Raw genomic sequence first — 16,509 nt, 5'->3', positions numbered from 1 at the left:
TACTTTCAACTTTCAGCGGCCAACTCACGAAGGGACCGGCGGCCCTGAACATTTCACTGGGGAATGACCAGCAATGGCTCGGAGGTCAGGTTGAGATCCTGAGCCGGCCGGTCCCGGGCCTGGCCCCCCAGGTCGACGGTGTGGACGGTGCCGCGGATCTCAGGCGGCAGCAGGGCGGGCGCCCTGGAGTCCTGCCAGAGATAGTAGGCGTCCGGCCCCTCTTGCATGACCAGCCGGTAGACCCCGGGAGCCAGCCGCTCCACGCCGCGGGCGCGGGCATGGGTCTGAAGGAAGGTCTTGACGGCCGGGAAAGCCGGCTTTGCTTCGGGGGGATTGCCGGGTTGGTTGAGTTCCACCAGACCCCATTGTCCCTGGCCCTCCTCGGTGCCCAGGTCATAGAGGCAGAACTGATAGACGCGCTGAAAGCCCAGCCAGGAGGCGTGCAGCAGGTACTTGACCAGCCGCGAGGCCTGTTCCCGGCGGCCCGTGTAGCGGGAATCGTCTCCGATTTCGGTCAGCCAGACCGGCATTTCCAGGTTTCGAGCGTCCAGCACGCGCTGCACGTAGGCTTTCATCACCTGCAGAGAGTGCAGCAGCGGCTGGTATCCCGTCAGCACGCCTTTGGCCTCGAGTTGAGGATTGTTGCTGCGGAAGGCCTCCAGCACCGATCCCGAGAGGGGGCGTCCGCCGTAGATCATGGGATAGTTGTGCAGGTTGACCACGTCGAAATAGGGATAGCCCGGCCCTTTCAGGTTTTCCTGGTCGAGCAGCTCTTCCAGATAGGCCGGGTTGTGACGGTGGGGCGGATTGGCCACCCGGATGGCGGCCGAAGCCAGTCCTGCCAACACCACGCGGGCTTGGGGATCGGCCTTTTTGACTTCTTCCGTGAAAGCCTTGAGCCAATAGGCATGCTGTTCGGGATCCTGCCACCAGCCCCCGTCCACTTCATTGTAGAACTCCCAGTAGCGGATGGGCTTTTCAAGACCCTGCAGCGTCGAGGTCGATCCGTAGCGGTGCACGGCGGCTGAGACGAATCCCCTGAAGTCGGCCTCGAACTCCCTGCGGGGAAGCCAGGTGCGGGGGTCCTGGGGAGACATGTTGAAGGCGTGTCCGTCTCCTTGCTGGCCGGGGGGAAGGGTGGCCCACACGGGAAGCCCGGTGAAAATGCCCAGAACCTCGATTCCCCGCTCACCGGCCTGCAACACCAGGTCGTCCACAGAGGTGAAGTCATACTCGGCGCCCCTTTGCGCTTCCACAAGTCCCCACTGCATGACTGCTTCGCGAAGGTCGGTCAAGCCCGCTTGGCGGGCCAGATCCAGGTAAATGGCGCGGTCGGCGGGCGCCGGACGGGCGAAGGGGAAAGAGCCGTCCTTGTCCTCAAAGGCCATGAAAGCGGTCGTCCCGAAGCGCGTCTTGCTGCTCTCGGCCTGCTCTTGGGCCTGCAGGCAACCCATCGTCAGCACCAGTCCGAACAGCGCCAGCAGCACCCGCATGACCCGGAGAGGCCCTTTTTTTCTGGACAAAAGCTTGAAACTTTGTTTCATGAGGACGATAATAGCCTATCGGAGGGCGGCATTGAAAGCGGGCATTGAAAGGGGAGAATAGATGGCATCTCAGTCAACTCCGTCCCGCAGGCGCTTTGACGGCTGCGTGGCCGTGGTCACGGGCGGCGCTTCGGGGATTGGCCAAGCCACGGCCCAGGGGCTGGCCGCCGAGGGCGCCTCGGTGGTGATCGGCGACATCGACCGGGAAGGGGGGCGCCGCACGGCGGATTTCATCGAGGAGGCGGGCGGCCTGGTTCGCTTCATTCCCACCGATGTGGCGGACGCCGCCGCCGTGAGGTTTCTGATCGAGCAAACAGCGGAAACCTTCGGAGGCTTGGACATTCTTTGCAACAACGCCGCCTATCTGCACGGAACGGGCTCGGTGACCGAGGTTCAGCAAGAAACTTGGGACAAGACTTTGTCCGTCAACCTGACAGGAATGTTCCATTGTTGCCGGGCCGCCCTTCCCCTCATGATGAAAGCGGGCCGGGGCAGCATCGTGAACACGGCTTCGGTACTGGCCGTGGTGGCCCAGCCCAACTACGCCCCTTACATCGCCTCCAAGGGGGGCGTGGTCCAGTTGACACGCGCCATGGCCTGGGACTACGGGCCCCACGGCATCCGCGTCAATGCGGTTTGTCCCGGATCCATCGAGTCTCCGCCAGTGGCTGAAGTATTGCGGGAGCAGCCGGAAATCAGGCGCGACATCGAAGAGAAAACCGCCCTCAGGCGGATCGGCCAATGCCGTGAAGCGGCCGCCGCCATTCTTTTTCTGGCTTCTCAGGAAGCCTCCTATGTGACGGGAAGTCTGCTCTTCGTAGACGGGGGGTGGACCGCCACCTAAGCATCCATGAATGATAAGAAACTAAGTTTCGTCGACTCCTTGACAGGAGAAACAATATCTACTAGGCTCGGCCGATGCAGGAAACACCCGGGGTCGCTTCTATGCCGGAGCTGACGCCTTATTCTCGAGATTTGCTGGAAGAAGCGCAGGCGGACGGTGAGTTTGACCCGCTCCAGGCTTACTGGGCCATGCTTAAGACCCGCCTGGTGGACGAACTGTGCCTGCGTTTGCAGCGGCAGGGACGCCTGGCCTTCTACGCGGGATCATCGGGAGAGGAAGCCGCTGTGGTGGGATCCGCCGCGGCCCTGCACCCGGAGGACGTGATTTTTCCCAGCTACCGCGAACTGGCAGCCGCCTTTTACCGCGGCTATTCCCCGCGGGCCTTTTTTTGCCAGCTCCTGGGCAACCGCCGGGACACCGCGCTGGGACGCCAGATGCCGCTCCATTTCAGCGCCGCCGAGATCAACGTGGTCAGCGGCTCCAGTCCGGTAGGGACGCAGATTCCCCAGGCCGTCGGATATGCCTTGGGCCTGAAGATCCAGAAGAAGCCCGGATTGGCGGTGGCCTATTTCGGAGAGGGCACTACCTCCACCGGGGACTTTCACGTGGGCTTGAATTTCGCGGGGGTTTACGGCGTCCCCGTCCTTTTCTTTTGCCGCAACAACCAGTGGGCCATCTCGGTGCCCCTGAAGATGCAGACCGCCTCCGAAGACATTGCGGGGAAATCCCGCGCCTATGGATTGGAAGGCGTCAGGGTGGACGGCACCAACCTTCTTGAAGTCTATTGCCAGTGTCGGCGGCTGGCCCGCAACGCCCGCCGCCACAACCGTCCGGCCCTGATCGAGGCCGTCATGTTCCGTCTGGGCGCCCATTCCACTTCGGACGATCCTTCGGCCTACCAGCCGGAGGGGCTGCGCGAGTCCTGGGCCCGCCACGACCCGCTCTTGCGCATGAAGCGCTTCTTGCTCGACAGCGGCCTTCTCGCGGAAGATGAAGAAGACCGCCGGCGAGGAGAGATGGAAGCCCGATTGAAGGCGGACTTCGATTGGGCCGCCGAGGTCGGTGCACCTGACCGTGAAACCCTTTTCGAGGGCGTCTATGATCGCTTGCCCTCTCATCTGCGGGAGCAACGTGAAGACTCCTTACTTTGACCGCCTTCAAAGACGCGGGCATGAAGCCGTTTACTTTTGTCGCGACCGCGGGTCGGGACTGCGGGCCCTGATCGCCTTTCACGACACCACTTTAGGTCCGGCGGCCGGGGGAACCCGGCGCTGGGCTTACGCCGACGAAGAAGAGGCCTTGCAGGACGTCCTCAGGCTTTCCGAGGGCATGACGCTCAAGTGCTCGGCGGCGGGCCTCAACAATGGCGGAGGCAAGATCGTCATGCTGGCCGAGCCGGGAGCCGCTCCCCGCCGGGAGCAATACCGGGCGCTGGGACGCTTCATCGACCGTTTTCAGGGACATTTCGTGACCGGCGAGGACGTGGGTACCGGCGACGAGCAGTTGCGCTGGATCTCCCAGACCACCCGCTGGGTGGTGGGCTTGCCCGCCGCCGGAATGGACAAGCCCGAAACTTCGGCTCAGACGGCTTTAGGCGTACGCCTGGGCATGAAAGCCTGTCTGCGCAGGGTGGTGGGCAAGGACGATCTGGAGGGCGTTCGAGTAGCCGTGCAGGGACTGGGCCATGTGGGCATGAAACTGGCTCGGGCCCTGGCCCGCGAAGGTGCGCGTCTGGTTGTCTCCGAAGTGGACCCTGGCAAGGCTCAGGAAGCGGCGGGCCAACTCGGAGCCGAGGTGATCGAGCCTCAAGAAATCTACCGCACGGACTGTGACGTGTTCGCCCCCTGCGCCTTGGGCGGCGTTCTTAACAGCCGCACCGTCGAGAGCTTGCGCTGCCGGGTTGTGGCCGGCTCCGCCAACAATCAACTGGGCCAGGACGGCGATGCGGAGCGGCTCCATGAGCGCCAGATCGCTTATCTCCCGGACTTCGTGATCAATGCCGGGGGGGCCATCGACAATCTGGCCATGCTCGACCCGCAGGGATACGACGCCGACCGCGTCGAGGAGCAGATCCGCAAGATCCCCGACCGCATCGAGCGCCTTCTCGACATTTCCCTAGAACACGGCATTTCCACTCAAAAGGCGGCCCTGCACATGGCCCGAGAACGCCTGGAGACGGCCCGTCAGGCGCGGAAGGAGACATCGTGAAGCGTCTCATTCGGGTCATCGGGGCCTTGACGGTCCTCATGATGTGGCTGCCCCTGGGCTTGGCTTCCCGAGCGTCCCTGGACGACCCTTTCGCGGACAGTACCTGGATCTGGCTCTCCGACCCTCCCCGCCAGAGGGATCTCTTCGTCTATTTCCGCAAGGATTTTCAGTTGCCGGCCGTTCCCGACGATTTTCGTTTGCGCATCACGGCCGACAGCTTCTACCTGCTGACGGTCAACGGCCACACGGTGGGCCGCGGACCGGCGCGCAGCGATCCCCGCTGGAAACCTTATGACGAGTACGGCCAGGAGGCGGCTCGCCATCTGCGTCCCGGACGCAACCTGATCGCCGTCAAGGTCCACTGGCTGGGCGAGGGACACTTCTCCTACATCCCCGGCAGGCCGGGGCTGCTGGTGGAAGCCTCGGGGACCCCCGAGGGCAATCCCTGGCGACTGAACAGCGATGCCTCCTGGAAGGTGCGCCCCAGCCGCAACCACCTCGACAGTTCGCGGCGCATCAATCAGCAACTGGGATTCAACGAAGTCTACGACGCAACCGCCGATCCCTCCGAGAAGCGCTGGGCGCAGCCCGCTCTGGACCACTCTTCCTGGCCGCCAGCCCTGGCCGTGGGACCGCCCCGGCGTCCGCCCTTCGAGCGGCTGCTGCCCCGCGAAATACCCTTGGAGACCGACGAGATCGTCACCGCCACCGGGGCCGTCGCCTGGGGACGCGTCATCCCCACCTTGCAGGAAACCGTCATCGACCTGGCCCGCTTGGGTTCGGCTCCTGCGGTGGGCGGGGCCGGCCCCGAAACAGCTCCCGGACGCCTGGTCTACCTCTACAGCCGGCTGCACAGCGACCAAGACCGCACCGTTACGCTGACGCTGGAATCCGACCGTGATCTTGACCTCTGGGTAGGCGGCCGAAGGGTCCTGCGCCACCGTCCAAGAGAGACGGGAGGCGCCTCCGCGACCGCTCAGGCTGATTTGAGCCGAGGCTGGAACCGGCTTCTGGTCAAGGCCGTGGCCGGCACCTCTTTGGCCATCAGTTGGCGCGACCCCGATCCCATCCGCTTTCGCAGCGGCGGGCCGGACTCGCCTTCCTGGGTCTTCGCCGGGCCCTATCCGCTCAGGCTGAAGACCAAGATCCTGGGCATGTTCCCGATCTGGAAGGACTTCGATCAGGCCTATCCGCCGCAAAAGAGCTACCTGGCGGGTGATCTCGACCTTGGCGGCTGGCAGGACGCCGCTGCCTTCACCCGCAAGATCGAGAGCATCGCCCGCGTCATGCGGGCTTCTCTGCACGAGGCGGCCGGGTCGGACAAAATCAGCCAGCAGGGAGAGGGAGAATGGCTGATTCGGGCCCACCAGGACGAGATCCTCTACCTGGTCTTCGATCTGGGTCGCGAGGTCAACGGCTATCCCATCCTCGCTTTGGAAAGCCCGGGGCCGGGTGTGGTCGAAGTGGGCTACAGCGAGCATCTGGATGGCAACTCGCTCAATCCCTACCGGGCCGCCTCCCATTACGCCGACCGCTACCGGGCGGCCGCCGGCAGCAACCATTGGGAACTCTTCGAAAAGCGGGCTTTCCGCTACCTGCAGGTCGAGTTGAGGGAGTTTCAGGGACCGGTACGGCTGCGTTTGCCGGCTCTGCGCATGGCCACCTATCCCCTGGATGAGCAGGGCGAGTTTGCTTCCTCCGATCCTGAACTGAACCGCATCTGGCAGGCCTCGTTCCACACCCTGCGCATGAGCATGGAGGACCTCTTCATCGATTGTCCCTGGCGCGAGCGCACCCAGTGGTGGGGAGACGCCCGGGTACAGGCCCTGGCCAACTACCACCACTCGGGGGATCCCCGGCTGGTCCGCAAGGGATTGCGCGACATCGCCCGGTCCCAAACCGCCGAAGGCATCACCTACGCCGCCTATCCCACCAGTTTCGAGCCTGCCGTCGCGCCCGAGTTCATGGCCTTGTGGATCCTCTCGCTGGAGGAATACTACCGCTACAGCGGTGACCGGGGGCTGGTTGAGGAACTCTATCCTTATCTGCTGCGCGCCATGCAGTGGTTTGAGGGGCATCGCAACCAAGAGGGACTTCTGGCCGATCTCCCCCACCTTCTCTGGGTAGACTGGGCGCAACTGGACCTGCGCGGAGAGTCGACGGCGCTCAATGCCTACTACGTTGAAGCGCTGCGCCGGGCCGCCCTCTTGGCCGGGCTCATGGAGGACGAGGCCTCGGCCGCTGATTTTCGAAGCACGGCCGGGCAGGTGGCCGCAGCCATCAACCGCCGGCTCTGGGACCCCGAGCTGGGACTTTACCGGGACTCCCGTCAAGGCCGGCGCTTCTCTGAGGTCGTCAGTCAGCAAGCCAATACTCTGGCCCTACTTTTCGGGGTGGCCCCTGAAGAGCGCCGCCAGGCAATCCTGGATAAGATTCACGACCCGGAGCGCGAGATCGTCCAGTCTGCGACACCCTTCTTCTCCTACTACGTCGTGCAGACGCTTTACCAGGGCGGACGCCACCGGGATGCCCTGAGGCAGCTTAAGCGCTGGCTGAAGATGGCCGAGACGCCGCCGGGCACTTTCTGGGAGTACTGGACGCCCCATTTCAGCCGCTCCCACGGATGGGCCTGCGCGCCTTCCATCCTGTTGCCGCAGATGGTACTGGGCGTGCAGATGCGCCGGGCGGTCTTCGCCCAATTCGAGGTCCGTCCCCACCACTGGGACGTCCTGGATTGGGCCCGCGGCAAGGTGCCGCTCAGCGACGGCGGCGAGATCAGCGTGTCCTGGACACGGGAGAAAGACTCCTTCAGTCTGCGGCTGGCCTCTCCGGCGGGCAAGCGGCCCAGCGTTTTCCTGCCCGACCTTTACTCTTCCTTCCGCCTGCAGATCTACCGGGAAAGCGATCAGGGACTGCGGCTTCTCGATCTGCCCTGGCAGCGAAGGCAGGGACGGATCTCCATCCAACTGCCGGAGGGCGGCCGCTACTTCTTCCGTTTGCTGCCCGAGGAGGGATCATGAAATCCACGCCCGGGCAGTTTTCCTCCAAGGACCGCGACAAGGTGCGCAACTGGTGGCAGTTGGCTGGGGTTGAGCGCAGCCGCCTGCAGGGCGGACGCAGCGAGGGCGTGGAAGCGCTCGACTTCCGCACCGGAGGCGGGTTGCGGCTGCAGATACTGGCCGGACGCGGCATGGACATCGGATTGGCCGAGTATCGGGGCTATCCTCTTTGCTGGCTGTCGCCGGCCGGCGTGGTCCATCCCTCCTACTTCAGGGAAGAAGGGGCCGGGTTCCTGGACAGCGCCTGCGGAGGCCTGATGTTCACCTGCGGACTGACCCAGGCGGGCGCGCCCTGCCGGGACCAAGGTCGCCAGTTGGGACTGCACGGGCGCATCGCCAATCAGCCGGCCCGCCGGGTAGGCTGTTCGGCCGGATGGCGGGGAGATGAGTTCATCATCGAGGCCACGGGCTGCGTGGAGGAAAACGAACCCTTCGAATACTGCCTCGCCCTGAACCGCACCTACCGCGCCCGCCTGGGGGACTCGCGGGTGGAGATCTCCGACCGGGTGGTCAACCGAGGGCCGGCCCCGGCTCCTCATATGATCCTCTATCACTTCAATTTCGGCTATCCGCTGGTGGACGAGGGGGCCTCGGTGCTGCTGGCCAGCCAAGAGGTGACCGCCCGGGATTCCGCCTCGGATGAACGCCTGGCGGAATGGGATCGGGTAACGGCGCCTGCGGCCGGCTTCTCGGAAGACGTGTTCTATCATAAGCTGAAACGTACGCCTCAAGGCCGGGCTCGGGCAGCAGTCGTCAACCACCAGCTTGAACTGGGCGCCATGGTCGACTTCGACGCACGCAGCCTGCCGCGCTTCGCTCAATGGAACTGCTTTAACGACCGGGTCTACGCGTTGGGCCTGGAACCGGCCAACTGCCTGACCGAGGGGCGGGCAGCCGAGCGGAAAAGGGGCACCCTGGAGTTCTTGCAGCCCGGGGAGGAACGCAACTACGACATTCGACTGGAAGTGGTCGAGGGCGCCGATCGCCTGGCGGAGCTCCGCCGCCTGATTGTGGAGGATGCTGATGGCTAATATTTCCTCGGCCGCCGACTGCCTGCTGCGCATCAACTCGCAACTGCCCAACCTGAGCGGAAAAGAAGGGGAGATCGCCCGTTACGTCGTCGACAACGCTCCCGAGGTGCTGGCCCTGACCATCTACGAACTGGCCGACCAGGTCCAGGTCAGCCCGGCCTCCATTACCCGCTTCACCAAGCGCATCGGCTACCAGGGATTCAACAGCTTCAAGATCGCCCTGGCTCACGCCGTGGGAGCCCGCGAACCCGATCCCTTTTCCGCCGACCTCAAGAGCGACAATCCCGAGTCGGTGATCTACTGGGTCTTCGAGCAGAACATCTCCACGCTCAAGAATACCCTCAAGGTGGTTTCCCACTCCAATCTGGTACGCACCGCCCAAAACTGCATGAAGGCCAGGCGCGTGCATTTTTACGGGGTGGGGTCCTCGGGTTTCATCGCCCGCGACGCGGCGGCGCGCTTCGCCCTGCTGGGCCTTGAGAGCGAGGCTTTTTCCGACCCCTACCTGCAAATCTCCTCGGCTGTCCGTTTGGGAGAGAAAGACGTGGCCTTCGCCATCTCCCACACCGGATCTTCCCGCACCATCATCGACACTCTGAAAGTGGCCCGCGAATCCGGGGCCACCACTGTGTGCATTACCAACTACAGCAATGCGCCGCTCATCCAGGTGGCCCAGATCCCTCTGGTGACCAGTTCCGAGCAGAAGCGCATCCACGTGGCCGAAATCACCTCCCAGGCGGCCCAGCTCTCCATCATCGATTCCATATATTTCTTGATGGCCCAAAAGCTCAAGGACCAGGAAGCCCGAGTGCTCTCGCGCCTTGAAGACTACGTCATCGACCTGCTCAGAGAGGACTGAAAGATGTCGGAAAGCGATCTTCGGCGACAAATCGTCCACATCGGACGGCTCTTGGAAGAGAAGGACTTCATCGAGAGTACCGCAGGGAACATCAGTTGCCGGCTCGACGATGAGCACGCCCTGATCACGCCGGCCGGCTGCCGCAAGGGTTCGCTGAGGCCCGAGTCTCCGGTGCGCGTCCGCATTCTGGACGGGCAATGCTCCGGCAGACCTTCCTCGGAGACGCCCATGCATCTGGGCCTCTATCGAGAGTTCCCCCACATCGGGGCCGTCATTCACGCCCATCCCCCCTACGCCACCGCCTTTGCCGTGGCCGGCGTGGAGCTGCAATACGACGTGCTGCCCGAAGTCGTGGCCCAACTGGGACGCGTCCCCATCGCCGCCTATGGAAGGCCCACCACAGAGGCCATGTTCGCGGCCATCCGCGAACTGGTCGAAGGACGCAACGCCATCCTGCTCAAGAACCACGGCTCGGTCACCTTCGGCGCCGACCTGGAAGAAGCCCTCAATTACCTGGAACAGCTCGAGTTCTGCGCCAGCGTGCTCTACCGGGCCCGACAGTTGGGCAAGGTCGACTCGCTTCCCGAGGAGGAGTTCGACTGGCTGCTGAGCGTCCGCCAAGCGGCCGGCAACACCGAGTAGACAAGGACCGCCGCCTCATGAGCTTATTGGGACTCGACATCGGAACCTCGGGGTGCAAGGCTGCCGCCTTCGACCAACAGGGCAAGCCGCTGGCCTATGCCTACCGGGAGTATCCGCTGCACAGTCCTGCGCCCGGCCGGGCCGAACTCGATCCCGAAGAGGTCTGGCAAGCCGTCCTCTACTGCCTGGGCACAGTGGCCCAGAAGACGCGCAATTCTCCGCCCCGGGCCATGGCCTTCTCCTCCCAGGGCGAAGCCGTGATTCCACTCGACCAGGGCGGACAACCCTTGGCCAACAGCATCGTCACCTTCGATTCGCGAGCCCGGCAGCAAACCCGGCGCCTGCGCGAGCGCATCGGGGACGACCGCTTCTTCGACATCACCGGGGTCAACCTGCACTCCATGGTCACGGTGGCCAAGATCGCCTGGTGGAAGGACAACGACCCCGAGCTCTTCTCCAAAGCCCGCCAGTTCCTCTGCTTTCCCGACTTCGTACTGCAGCGGCTGGGTCTGCCCCCCTCCCTCGACCCTTCCATGGCGGCCCGGACGGGAGGCTATCACCAGCGTCGCGGAGAGTGGTCCGAGGAAGTCCTCGAGGCCCTCCACCTCGACCCCCGGACCCTGCCCTCCGTAGCCGCCTCAGGCAGCGTGTTGGGCCGGCTGGGAAGAAAGGGCGGGGAACTGACCGGTCTGCCCGAGGACACCTTGGTGGTCTCGGGCGGCCACGATCAATGCTGCGCCGCCCTGGGAGCGGGCGTAGTGGAAGCGGGACAGGTCTTGTGCGGCTTGGGCACCGTGGAGGCCTTCATCCCCGTCAGCGATCAGTTCCAGACGGGGCTGGGAAGGCGGGGTTTCCCCTGCTACCCTCACGTCGTACCTTCCAAGCGCGTCACCGCCGCCTTCAATTTCACCGGGGGAGTGCTGCTGCGCTGGTTTCGCGACCGTTTCTTCCCCGATGAAGGCGACGATCAGGGACACTCCTACCAGCAAATGCTGGCCGATCTGCCCCAGGAGCCCACATCACTGCTGGTGCTGCCCTACTTCACCATGAGCGGGACTCCCTGGTTCGACGATAGGCCCCGAGGATCCATCATCGGCTTGAGCCTCGAGACCGGGCGCTCGGAGATCGTCAAGGCCCTGATCGAGGGATTGGCTTGTGAGATGACCTTGAATCTGCAACTGATCGCAGAGGCCGGACTCGACCCCTCCCGCCCCCGGGCCGTAGGCGGTGGAACCCGCTCGCCCCAGGCCTTGCAGATCAGGGCCGACGTCCTGGGCCGGGCCATCGAGATCCCCCAGGTAACCGAGGGCGCCGCCCTGGGAGCTGCCCTCCTGGCCGGGGCGGGAGCCGGAATCTATGACGACCTGGCGGCCGCGGCCGCCCAACTGGTGGGAGTCGAGAGGGTGGTTGAGCCCGACCCGGGCAGGCATGAGTTCTACGCCGCTCAGATGCAACGCTACCGCAAGCTCTACGGCCTCATCAGGCAACTGGGAGATTGAGCATGAACCTGCACCGGAGAGAAGAAGCGCTGTTGGAGGAAAAGCTGCAGGCCCGCGGAATCGACACGCAAAGCGTGCTCCAGCAACTGCAGGACTTTCGCCTCGAGATCCCTTCCTGGGGATTCATGGATACCGGCACCCGCTTCGCCGTCTTTCAGCAGCCCGGGATTCCCGCCGACCTGAAGGGAAGAATCGACGGGCTGGCTCAACTCAGGGAGCGCACCGGCATCGCCGACCGTATGGCCACCATTCATCCCTGGGACTACCAAGGCGCCCATCCCGAGGAACTGGGCTCCTACGCGCGTCAGCGCGGGCTCTCGATCGCCAGCGTCACGCCGGCGCTCTTTCAGGACCCCGATTTCATGCTGGGCAGTCTGACCCACTCGGGGGAGAACATCCGCAAAAAGGCCGTCGATTTGGTGCTGCGGGCCATGGACGCCGGGCGCCGCGCCGGGGCATCGGTGCTGAGCCTGTGGCTGCCCGACGGCTCCGACTATCCAGGACAGGCCGACTTCCGGGATCGCAAGAAACGGCTTCTGGATTCCTTGCAGGAGATCTACGCCTCGCTGGGCGGCATGCAGATGCTGATCGAGTACAAGCTCTTCGAGCCCGCCTTCTATCACACCGACCTCTGCGATTGGGGCATGGCTGACTGGTTTTGCCGCAAGCTGGGTGAAAAGGCCCGCGTGCTGGTCGATCTGGGACACCACGCCCAAGGAGTCAACATCGAGCACATCGTGGCTTTCCTGCATGACGACAACCGCCTGGGAGGTTTTCATTTCAACAATCGCAAGTACGCCGACGACGACCTGACGGTCGGCGCCGTCAATCCTTACGAGGTCTTTCTCATCTTCAACGAGATTGTGGCCGGATGGCGTGCCGGGCTGCGCCGCGACATCTTCTTCGCCCTTGACCAGTCCTCGGGAATCAAGCCCAAGACGGGTTCGCTGCTGCAATCGGTGGATGCCGTCCACCGTCATCTGGCGCAGGCCTTGGTGGTCGACCGGGAGCGTCTCCAGAAGGCCCGCGGGCAGTGCAGCGTGATGCGGGCTGAGGAGTGCCTGAAAGAGGCTTTCAACACCGACGTCGAGCCTCTCTTGCGCATGGCCCGCCGAGCCATGGGCTGCTCCCAGCCGCTTCTGGATGAGAAGGCCCTCGACGACCCCCGCGTCAGCAGGTAAGTTGATAGGAAGCCGATGGCCGTGCAAGACAAAACCATTCCAGGCGCAGATACCTTGACAGGGCGGCAAGAAGCGCCCACCGGCAGGGCGGAGGGAGGAAAGTGAAGATCGCACTCTTTCCCACCTGCCTGGTGAGCAACTTCCGTCCCCGCGTGGCCCGCTGTGCCGAGTTGGTGCTGCAGCGCCTGGGCCATCAGGTCGTGCGGATTGACCAAGGGGGCTGCTGCGGCCAGCCTGCCCACAGTGCCGGGTCGCCGCAGGAGGCCCGCCGGGTGGGCCGGCTGTGGCTGCGCAACAACGAGACCGAGGCCGACTACCTGGTGATACCCTCCGGCTCCTGCACGTCCATGGTGCGCAATCACCTGCACCACTACCTGCCGCAAGAGGACGTCCAGAGGGCCTCCGGCCTGGCTTCGCGCACCTACGAGTTTTCGGAGTTCCTGGTCGAGGTCCTCAAGGCGGAGGACGTGGGGGCCAGCCGCCGCGGGCGCGCCGCCTACCACGCCAGTTGTCACTTGCTGCGCGATCTGGGCGTGAAGAGCGCCCCTCTCCAGCTCCTGGAAAAGGTGGAAGGATTGGAATTGGTTCCGCTGCCTAAGCACGACGAGTGCTGCGGCTTCGGAGGCGTTTTTTCCGTCCTCTACCCCGAGGTTTCCTCGGCCATGGCAGCCGACAAAATCAGCCACCTTGAGGCCAGCGGAGCCGAGACCCTGATACTCAACGACACCGGATGCCTTCTGCAAATCGAGGGGGTTCTCAAAAAGCGGGGCCTGGAGCGGCTGCGCGTCAGGCACCTGGCCGAGATTCTGGCGGGCGGGGAGGAGACTCATGGCTGACTCGGTTTTCCGCCGCCAATCCAAAGAGGCTCTCTCGGATGCCCGCCTGCGGGGAGCTCTCGAGAACTTCACGGGCGCCTTCATACGGATGCGCGAATCGGCTCAGGACGAACTCTCCAACTGGCAGGAGATGCGGGAGCGCGCTCATCGCATCAAGGCCCACACCCTGTCGCGCCTCGATTCCTACCTGCAAGAGCTGGAGGGGAAGCTGCAAGAGGCTGGGGCACGGGTGATATGGGCCGAATCACCCTCGGAGGCCTCTTCGGCCGTGGTCGACATCGCCCGGCGCCACGATTGCCGCCGGGCTGTCAAGAGCAAATCGATGACCAGCGAGGAGGTGGGACTCAACCAGGCCTTGGAGGCCGCGGGGGTCACTCCGGTAGAGACCGACCTGGGAGAGTACGTGGCCCAGTTGGCCCAGGAGAGACCTTCCCACATCCTGGCTCCGATCATCCACAAGACGCGGCAGGACGTGGGACGGCTCTTCGCCGACAAGCTGCGGACGCAATACACCGACCAGGTGGAGGAGATCACCCAGATCGCCCGCCGCAAGCTGCGCCGCGATTTCTTCTCGGCCCAACTGGGAATCAGCGGCGCCAACTTCGCGGTGGCCGAGACAGGCACCCTGGTGGTGGTGGAAAACGAAGGCAACGCCCGCCTCTGCACCTCCTTGCCACGGGTGCACGTGGCCCTCATGGGCATCGAGAAAGTCCTGCCCCGTTTCGCCGATCTGGGGCTTTTTCTTCCGCTCCTGACGCGGGCCGCCACCGGTCAGAGGATGAGCAGCTATGTATCGCTGATCACGGGTCCCCGGGGGCGCGACGACGGCCCCGATCATCTCTACGTGATCCTGCTCGACAACGGCCGCAGCCGCATGCTGGCCGATCCTCTCATGCGCCAGGCGTTGTACTGCATCCGCTGCTCGGCCTGCATCAACATTTGTCCGGTCTACAAGCGGGCCGGAGGGCACAGCTACGATTCGGTCTATCCAGGTCCCATCGGATCGGTGATTTCTCCCTTCCTCCTGAGCGGAGAAAGCCCAGACGAGTTGCCTTTCGCTTCCACGCTGTGCGGGGCCTGCGCCGACGTCTGTCCGGTCCGCATTCCGCTGCCCGAGCAGTTGCTGCACTTGCGCCGCCAAGCCGCAGGAGGCAGGCCGCCGGGCCTCAAGCGCGCCGTGTCCTTGTGGAGCTTCATGCAGCGTCACCGCCGACTGCAAAGCCTGCTGCTGGCGGCGGCCCGCCTGGCTCAGCGCCTGCCCGGCGTCTCTCCTCTGCTGCGACGGCTGCCGCTGCTGCGCGATTGGGCGGCCTTTCGCGCCCTCCCCAACCTGGGCGGCGGGGAGGGAAGACGATGAGCAGCAGGAGAAAGGTGCTGGAGAAGATCCGAAAGGGACTTCAAACAACCGCTTCCGATCTGCCCTTGCCCCAACCCCTGCCTCCCCATCTGCCCGTCAACGACATGGCGGAGGCTTTCCGCAAAGGCGTCGAAGCCCTGGGAGGGACCTGGAAGGATGTCGAGCAGCCGGCCCAGGCGTTGGAGGTAGTGCGCTCGCTGGCCCAAGAAAGAAAGGCGGAGTCGCTTCTGGCCTCCCGCCATCCCTTGGTGCGGCAGGTGCTGCAAGCCGGCTCACTGGACTGCGCCGTGATGGATGCCGGGGGCGGCCCTGATCTGCAAGAGGAAGAAAAAGCCGAGCTGGGCCTGGCGGCCGCCACCTGGGGAGCCGCCGCCACCGCCACGCTCATCCTCAGCGCTGACGACGAGCAAACCCGCAGGGCCTCGCTGACCCCGCCCGTCAGCATCATCCTCCTTCCAGTCAGCGGCCTGGTGCGGGATGTGAGCGATTTCTTTGCAAACCAGGCCGCGGAAACCTCGCGCAACAGCGCTTTGATCCTGGTCTCCGGCCCCAGCCGCACCGGAGACATCGAACTGACGCTGAGCACTGGAGTGCACGGCCCCGGCGTTCTGCATGTCGTTCTCTGCCGCTTCGATGCCCCTGACGAGTCAGGCGGGTCGGGGCCAAGGACAGACCCATGAGACTGAAAAACAAGAAGGCCGTCATCACCGGCGCGGCCGCGGGCATCGGACGCTCCGCCGTGCGGCTGTTCGCAGCCCAAGGAGCTGAGGTGTTGGCCGTCGATGTCGATTTCGAGGGCCTGAAGCAGTTGGCCGAGGAGATGCCCGAAGGTGGCGGCCAGTGCCGCATTCAGCAGGCGGATCTCACCCTGTCCGAGGAGTGCGGCCGCGTGATTGACGAAGCCCGTCGGCGCTGGGGTTCTCCCGACATCCTCTTCAACAATGCCGGCGTCGTTCACCAAGGTCCGCTATACGAGGCTTCGGACGAGGACTGGACCCAAGCTCTGTCGGCCAACGTGGCCAGCATGTTCCGTCTCTGCCGGGGCGTGGTCCCCTTGATGCTCGAGAACGGCAGCGGAAGCATTATCAACACGGCTTCCGTGGCGGGTCCTTTCGGTTTGGCTCAACGGGGCGTGTATTCGGTCTCTAAAGCGGCCGTGGTGGGACTCACCAAGAGCTTGGCCGCCGACCTGGTCGACAAAGGCATCCGGGTCAACTGCATTTGTCCCGGGACCGTCGACACGCCCTCCTTGCAGGGACGCATCGATCAATCGGAGGACCCGGTTGCAGCCCGGGCCGCCTTCATCGCCCGCCAACCCATGGGCCGTTTGGGGCGGCCCGGCGAGATCGCCGCTCTGGCTCTTTATCTGGCCGAGGACGATTCCGCCTACATGACGGGCCAGGCCCTGGTCATCGACGGGGGAATGACGCTTTGAAGCGGCCCCCATCC

General features: G+C 64.4%; 14 protein-coding genes. 13 read left to right on the top strand and 1 reads right to left on the bottom strand.

Annotated features, from left to right (window positions below):
• Positions 1 to 53 precede the first annotated feature (53 nt).
• A complete protein-coding gene (locus VLU25_01585; GenBank protein HSR66607.1) occupies positions 54 to 1,544 on the bottom strand; it encodes a hypothetical protein in 1,491 nt (496 codons plus the stop codon).
• Positions 1,545 to 1,605: 61 nt separating this feature from the next.
• Here VLU25_01585 and VLU25_01580 point away from each other — a divergent pair, with 61 nt between their 5' ends.
• The 13 genes from VLU25_01580 (at position 1,606) to VLU25_01520 (ending at position 16,495) form a co-directional block, all read left to right on the top strand.
• Complete coding sequence (locus VLU25_01580; protein HSR66606.1) at positions 1,606 to 2,388, top strand: SDR family NAD(P)-dependent oxidoreductase; 783 nt, start codon at positions 1,606 to 1,608, stop codon at positions 2,386 to 2,388.
• Between the two features lie 188 nt (positions 2,389 to 2,576).
• Positions 2,577 to 3,539 (top strand): thiamine pyrophosphate-dependent dehydrogenase E1 component subunit alpha, encoded by a 963-nt coding sequence (locus VLU25_01575; GenBank protein HSR66605.1) that lies wholly within the window; start codon positions 2,577 to 2,579, stop codon positions 3,537 to 3,539.
• A complete protein-coding gene (locus tag VLU25_01570; GenBank protein ID HSR66604.1) occupies positions 3,520 to 4,596 on the top strand; it encodes a Glu/Leu/Phe/Val dehydrogenase dimerization domain-containing protein in 1,077 nt (358 codons plus the stop codon). The genes VLU25_01575 and VLU25_01570 overlap by 20 nt, the downstream gene beginning before the upstream one ends.
• Positions 4,593 to 7,616: an alpha-L-rhamnosidase C-terminal domain-containing protein gene (locus tag VLU25_01565; GenBank protein HSR66603.1), complete on the top strand. Its 3,024-nt coding sequence runs from the start codon at positions 4,593 to 4,595 to the stop codon at positions 7,614 to 7,616. Before VLU25_01570 ends, VLU25_01565 begins: the two co-directional genes overlap by 4 nt.
• The gene (locus VLU25_01560; protein ID HSR66602.1) at positions 7,613 to 8,686 is read left to right on the top strand and encodes an aldose 1-epimerase family protein; all 1,074 of its coding nucleotides are present in this window, start codon (positions 7,613 to 7,615) and stop codon (positions 8,684 to 8,686) included. The genes VLU25_01565 and VLU25_01560 overlap by 4 nt, the downstream gene beginning before the upstream one ends.
• Complete coding sequence (locus tag VLU25_01555; GenBank protein ID HSR66601.1) at positions 8,679 to 9,545, top strand: MurR/RpiR family transcriptional regulator; 867 nt, start codon at positions 8,679 to 8,681, stop codon at positions 9,543 to 9,545. Before VLU25_01560 ends, VLU25_01555 begins: the two co-directional genes overlap by 8 nt.
• Before the next feature lie 3 nt (positions 9,546 to 9,548).
• Positions 9,549 to 10,187 carry a class II aldolase/adducin family protein gene (locus VLU25_01550; GenBank protein HSR66600.1) on the top strand — a complete coding sequence of 213 codons (639 nt, stop codon included), beginning with the start codon at positions 9,549 to 9,551 and terminating at the stop codon, positions 10,185 to 10,187.
• Between the two features lie 17 nt (positions 10,188 to 10,204).
• Positions 10,205 to 11,686 carry an FGGY-family carbohydrate kinase gene (locus VLU25_01545; GenBank protein ID HSR66599.1) on the top strand — a complete coding sequence of 494 codons (1,482 nt, stop codon included), beginning with the start codon at positions 10,205 to 10,207 and terminating at the stop codon, positions 11,684 to 11,686.
• Between the two features lie 2 nt (positions 11,687 to 11,688).
• Positions 11,689 to 12,867, top strand: a complete 1,179-nt coding sequence (locus tag VLU25_01540) for a TIM barrel protein (protein ID HSR66598.1) — start codon at positions 11,689 to 11,691, stop codon at positions 12,865 to 12,867.
• A 101-nt stretch (positions 12,868 to 12,968) separates the two neighbouring features.
• Positions 12,969 to 13,703, top strand: coding sequence for a (Fe-S)-binding protein (locus tag VLU25_01535; GenBank protein HSR66597.1), 735 nt, complete (start codon positions 12,969 to 12,971; stop codon positions 13,701 to 13,703).
• Positions 13,696 to 15,060, top strand: a complete 1,365-nt coding sequence (locus tag VLU25_01530; protein ID HSR66596.1) for a LutB/LldF family L-lactate oxidation iron-sulfur protein — start codon at positions 13,696 to 13,698, stop codon at positions 15,058 to 15,060. The genes VLU25_01535 and VLU25_01530 overlap by 8 nt, the downstream gene beginning before the upstream one ends.
• A complete protein-coding gene (locus tag VLU25_01525) occupies positions 15,057 to 15,740 on the top strand; it encodes an LUD domain-containing protein (GenBank protein HSR66595.1) in 684 nt (227 codons plus the stop codon). Before VLU25_01530 ends, VLU25_01525 begins: the two co-directional genes overlap by 4 nt.
• A complete protein-coding gene (locus tag VLU25_01520) occupies positions 15,737 to 16,495 on the top strand; it encodes a glucose 1-dehydrogenase (GenBank protein HSR66594.1) in 759 nt (252 codons plus the stop codon). The genes VLU25_01525 and VLU25_01520 overlap by 4 nt, the downstream gene beginning before the upstream one ends.
• The last annotated feature ends 14 nt before the right edge of the window (positions 16,496 to 16,509 follow it).

It is taken from the genome of Acidobacteriota bacterium (genome assembly GCA_035471785.1).
In the GTDB taxonomy this organism is placed as follows: domain Bacteria; phylum Acidobacteriota; class UBA6911; order RPQK01; family DATIPO01; genus JANQFM01.
Note: the sequence above shows the minus strand (reverse complement) of the source record. Positions and strands in the feature narration are given on the sequence as shown.

Excerpts from the sequence above, each read along its gene's own strand:
- VLU25_01580 (HSR66606.1), top strand. The coding sequence starts at position 1,606 with ATGGCATCTCAGTCAACTCCGTCCCGCAGGCGCTTTGACGGCTGCGTG.
- VLU25_01575 (HSR66605.1), top strand. The coding sequence starts at position 2,577 with ATGCTTAAGACCCGCCTGGTGGACGAACTGTGCCTGCGTTTGCAGCGG.
- VLU25_01520 (HSR66594.1), top strand. The coding sequence starts at position 15,737 with ATGAGACTGAAAAACAAGAAGGCCGTCATCACCGGCGCGGCCGCGGGC.
- VLU25_01560 (HSR66602.1), top strand. The coding sequence starts at position 7,613 with ATGAAATCCACGCCCGGGCAGTTTTCCTCCAAGGACCGCGACAAGGTG.
- VLU25_01585 (HSR66607.1), bottom strand. The coding sequence starts at position 1,544 with ATGAAACAAAGTTTCAAGCTTTTGTCCAGAAAAAAAGGGCCTCTCCGG.
- VLU25_01555 (HSR66601.1), top strand. The coding sequence starts at position 8,679 with ATGGCTAATATTTCCTCGGCCGCCGACTGCCTGCTGCGCATCAACTCG.
- VLU25_01525 (HSR66595.1), top strand. The coding sequence starts at position 15,057 with ATGAGCAGCAGGAGAAAGGTGCTGGAGAAGATCCGAAAGGGACTTCAA.
- VLU25_01550 (HSR66600.1), top strand. The coding sequence starts at position 9,549 with ATGTCGGAAAGCGATCTTCGGCGACAAATCGTCCACATCGGACGGCTC.
- VLU25_01545 (HSR66599.1), top strand. The coding sequence starts at position 10,205 with ATGAGCTTATTGGGACTCGACATCGGAACCTCGGGGTGCAAGGCTGCC.
- VLU25_01540 (HSR66598.1), top strand. The coding sequence starts at position 11,689 with ATGAACCTGCACCGGAGAGAAGAAGCGCTGTTGGAGGAAAAGCTGCAG.
- VLU25_01530 (HSR66596.1), top strand. The coding sequence starts at position 13,696 with ATGGCTGACTCGGTTTTCCGCCGCCAATCCAAAGAGGCTCTCTCGGAT.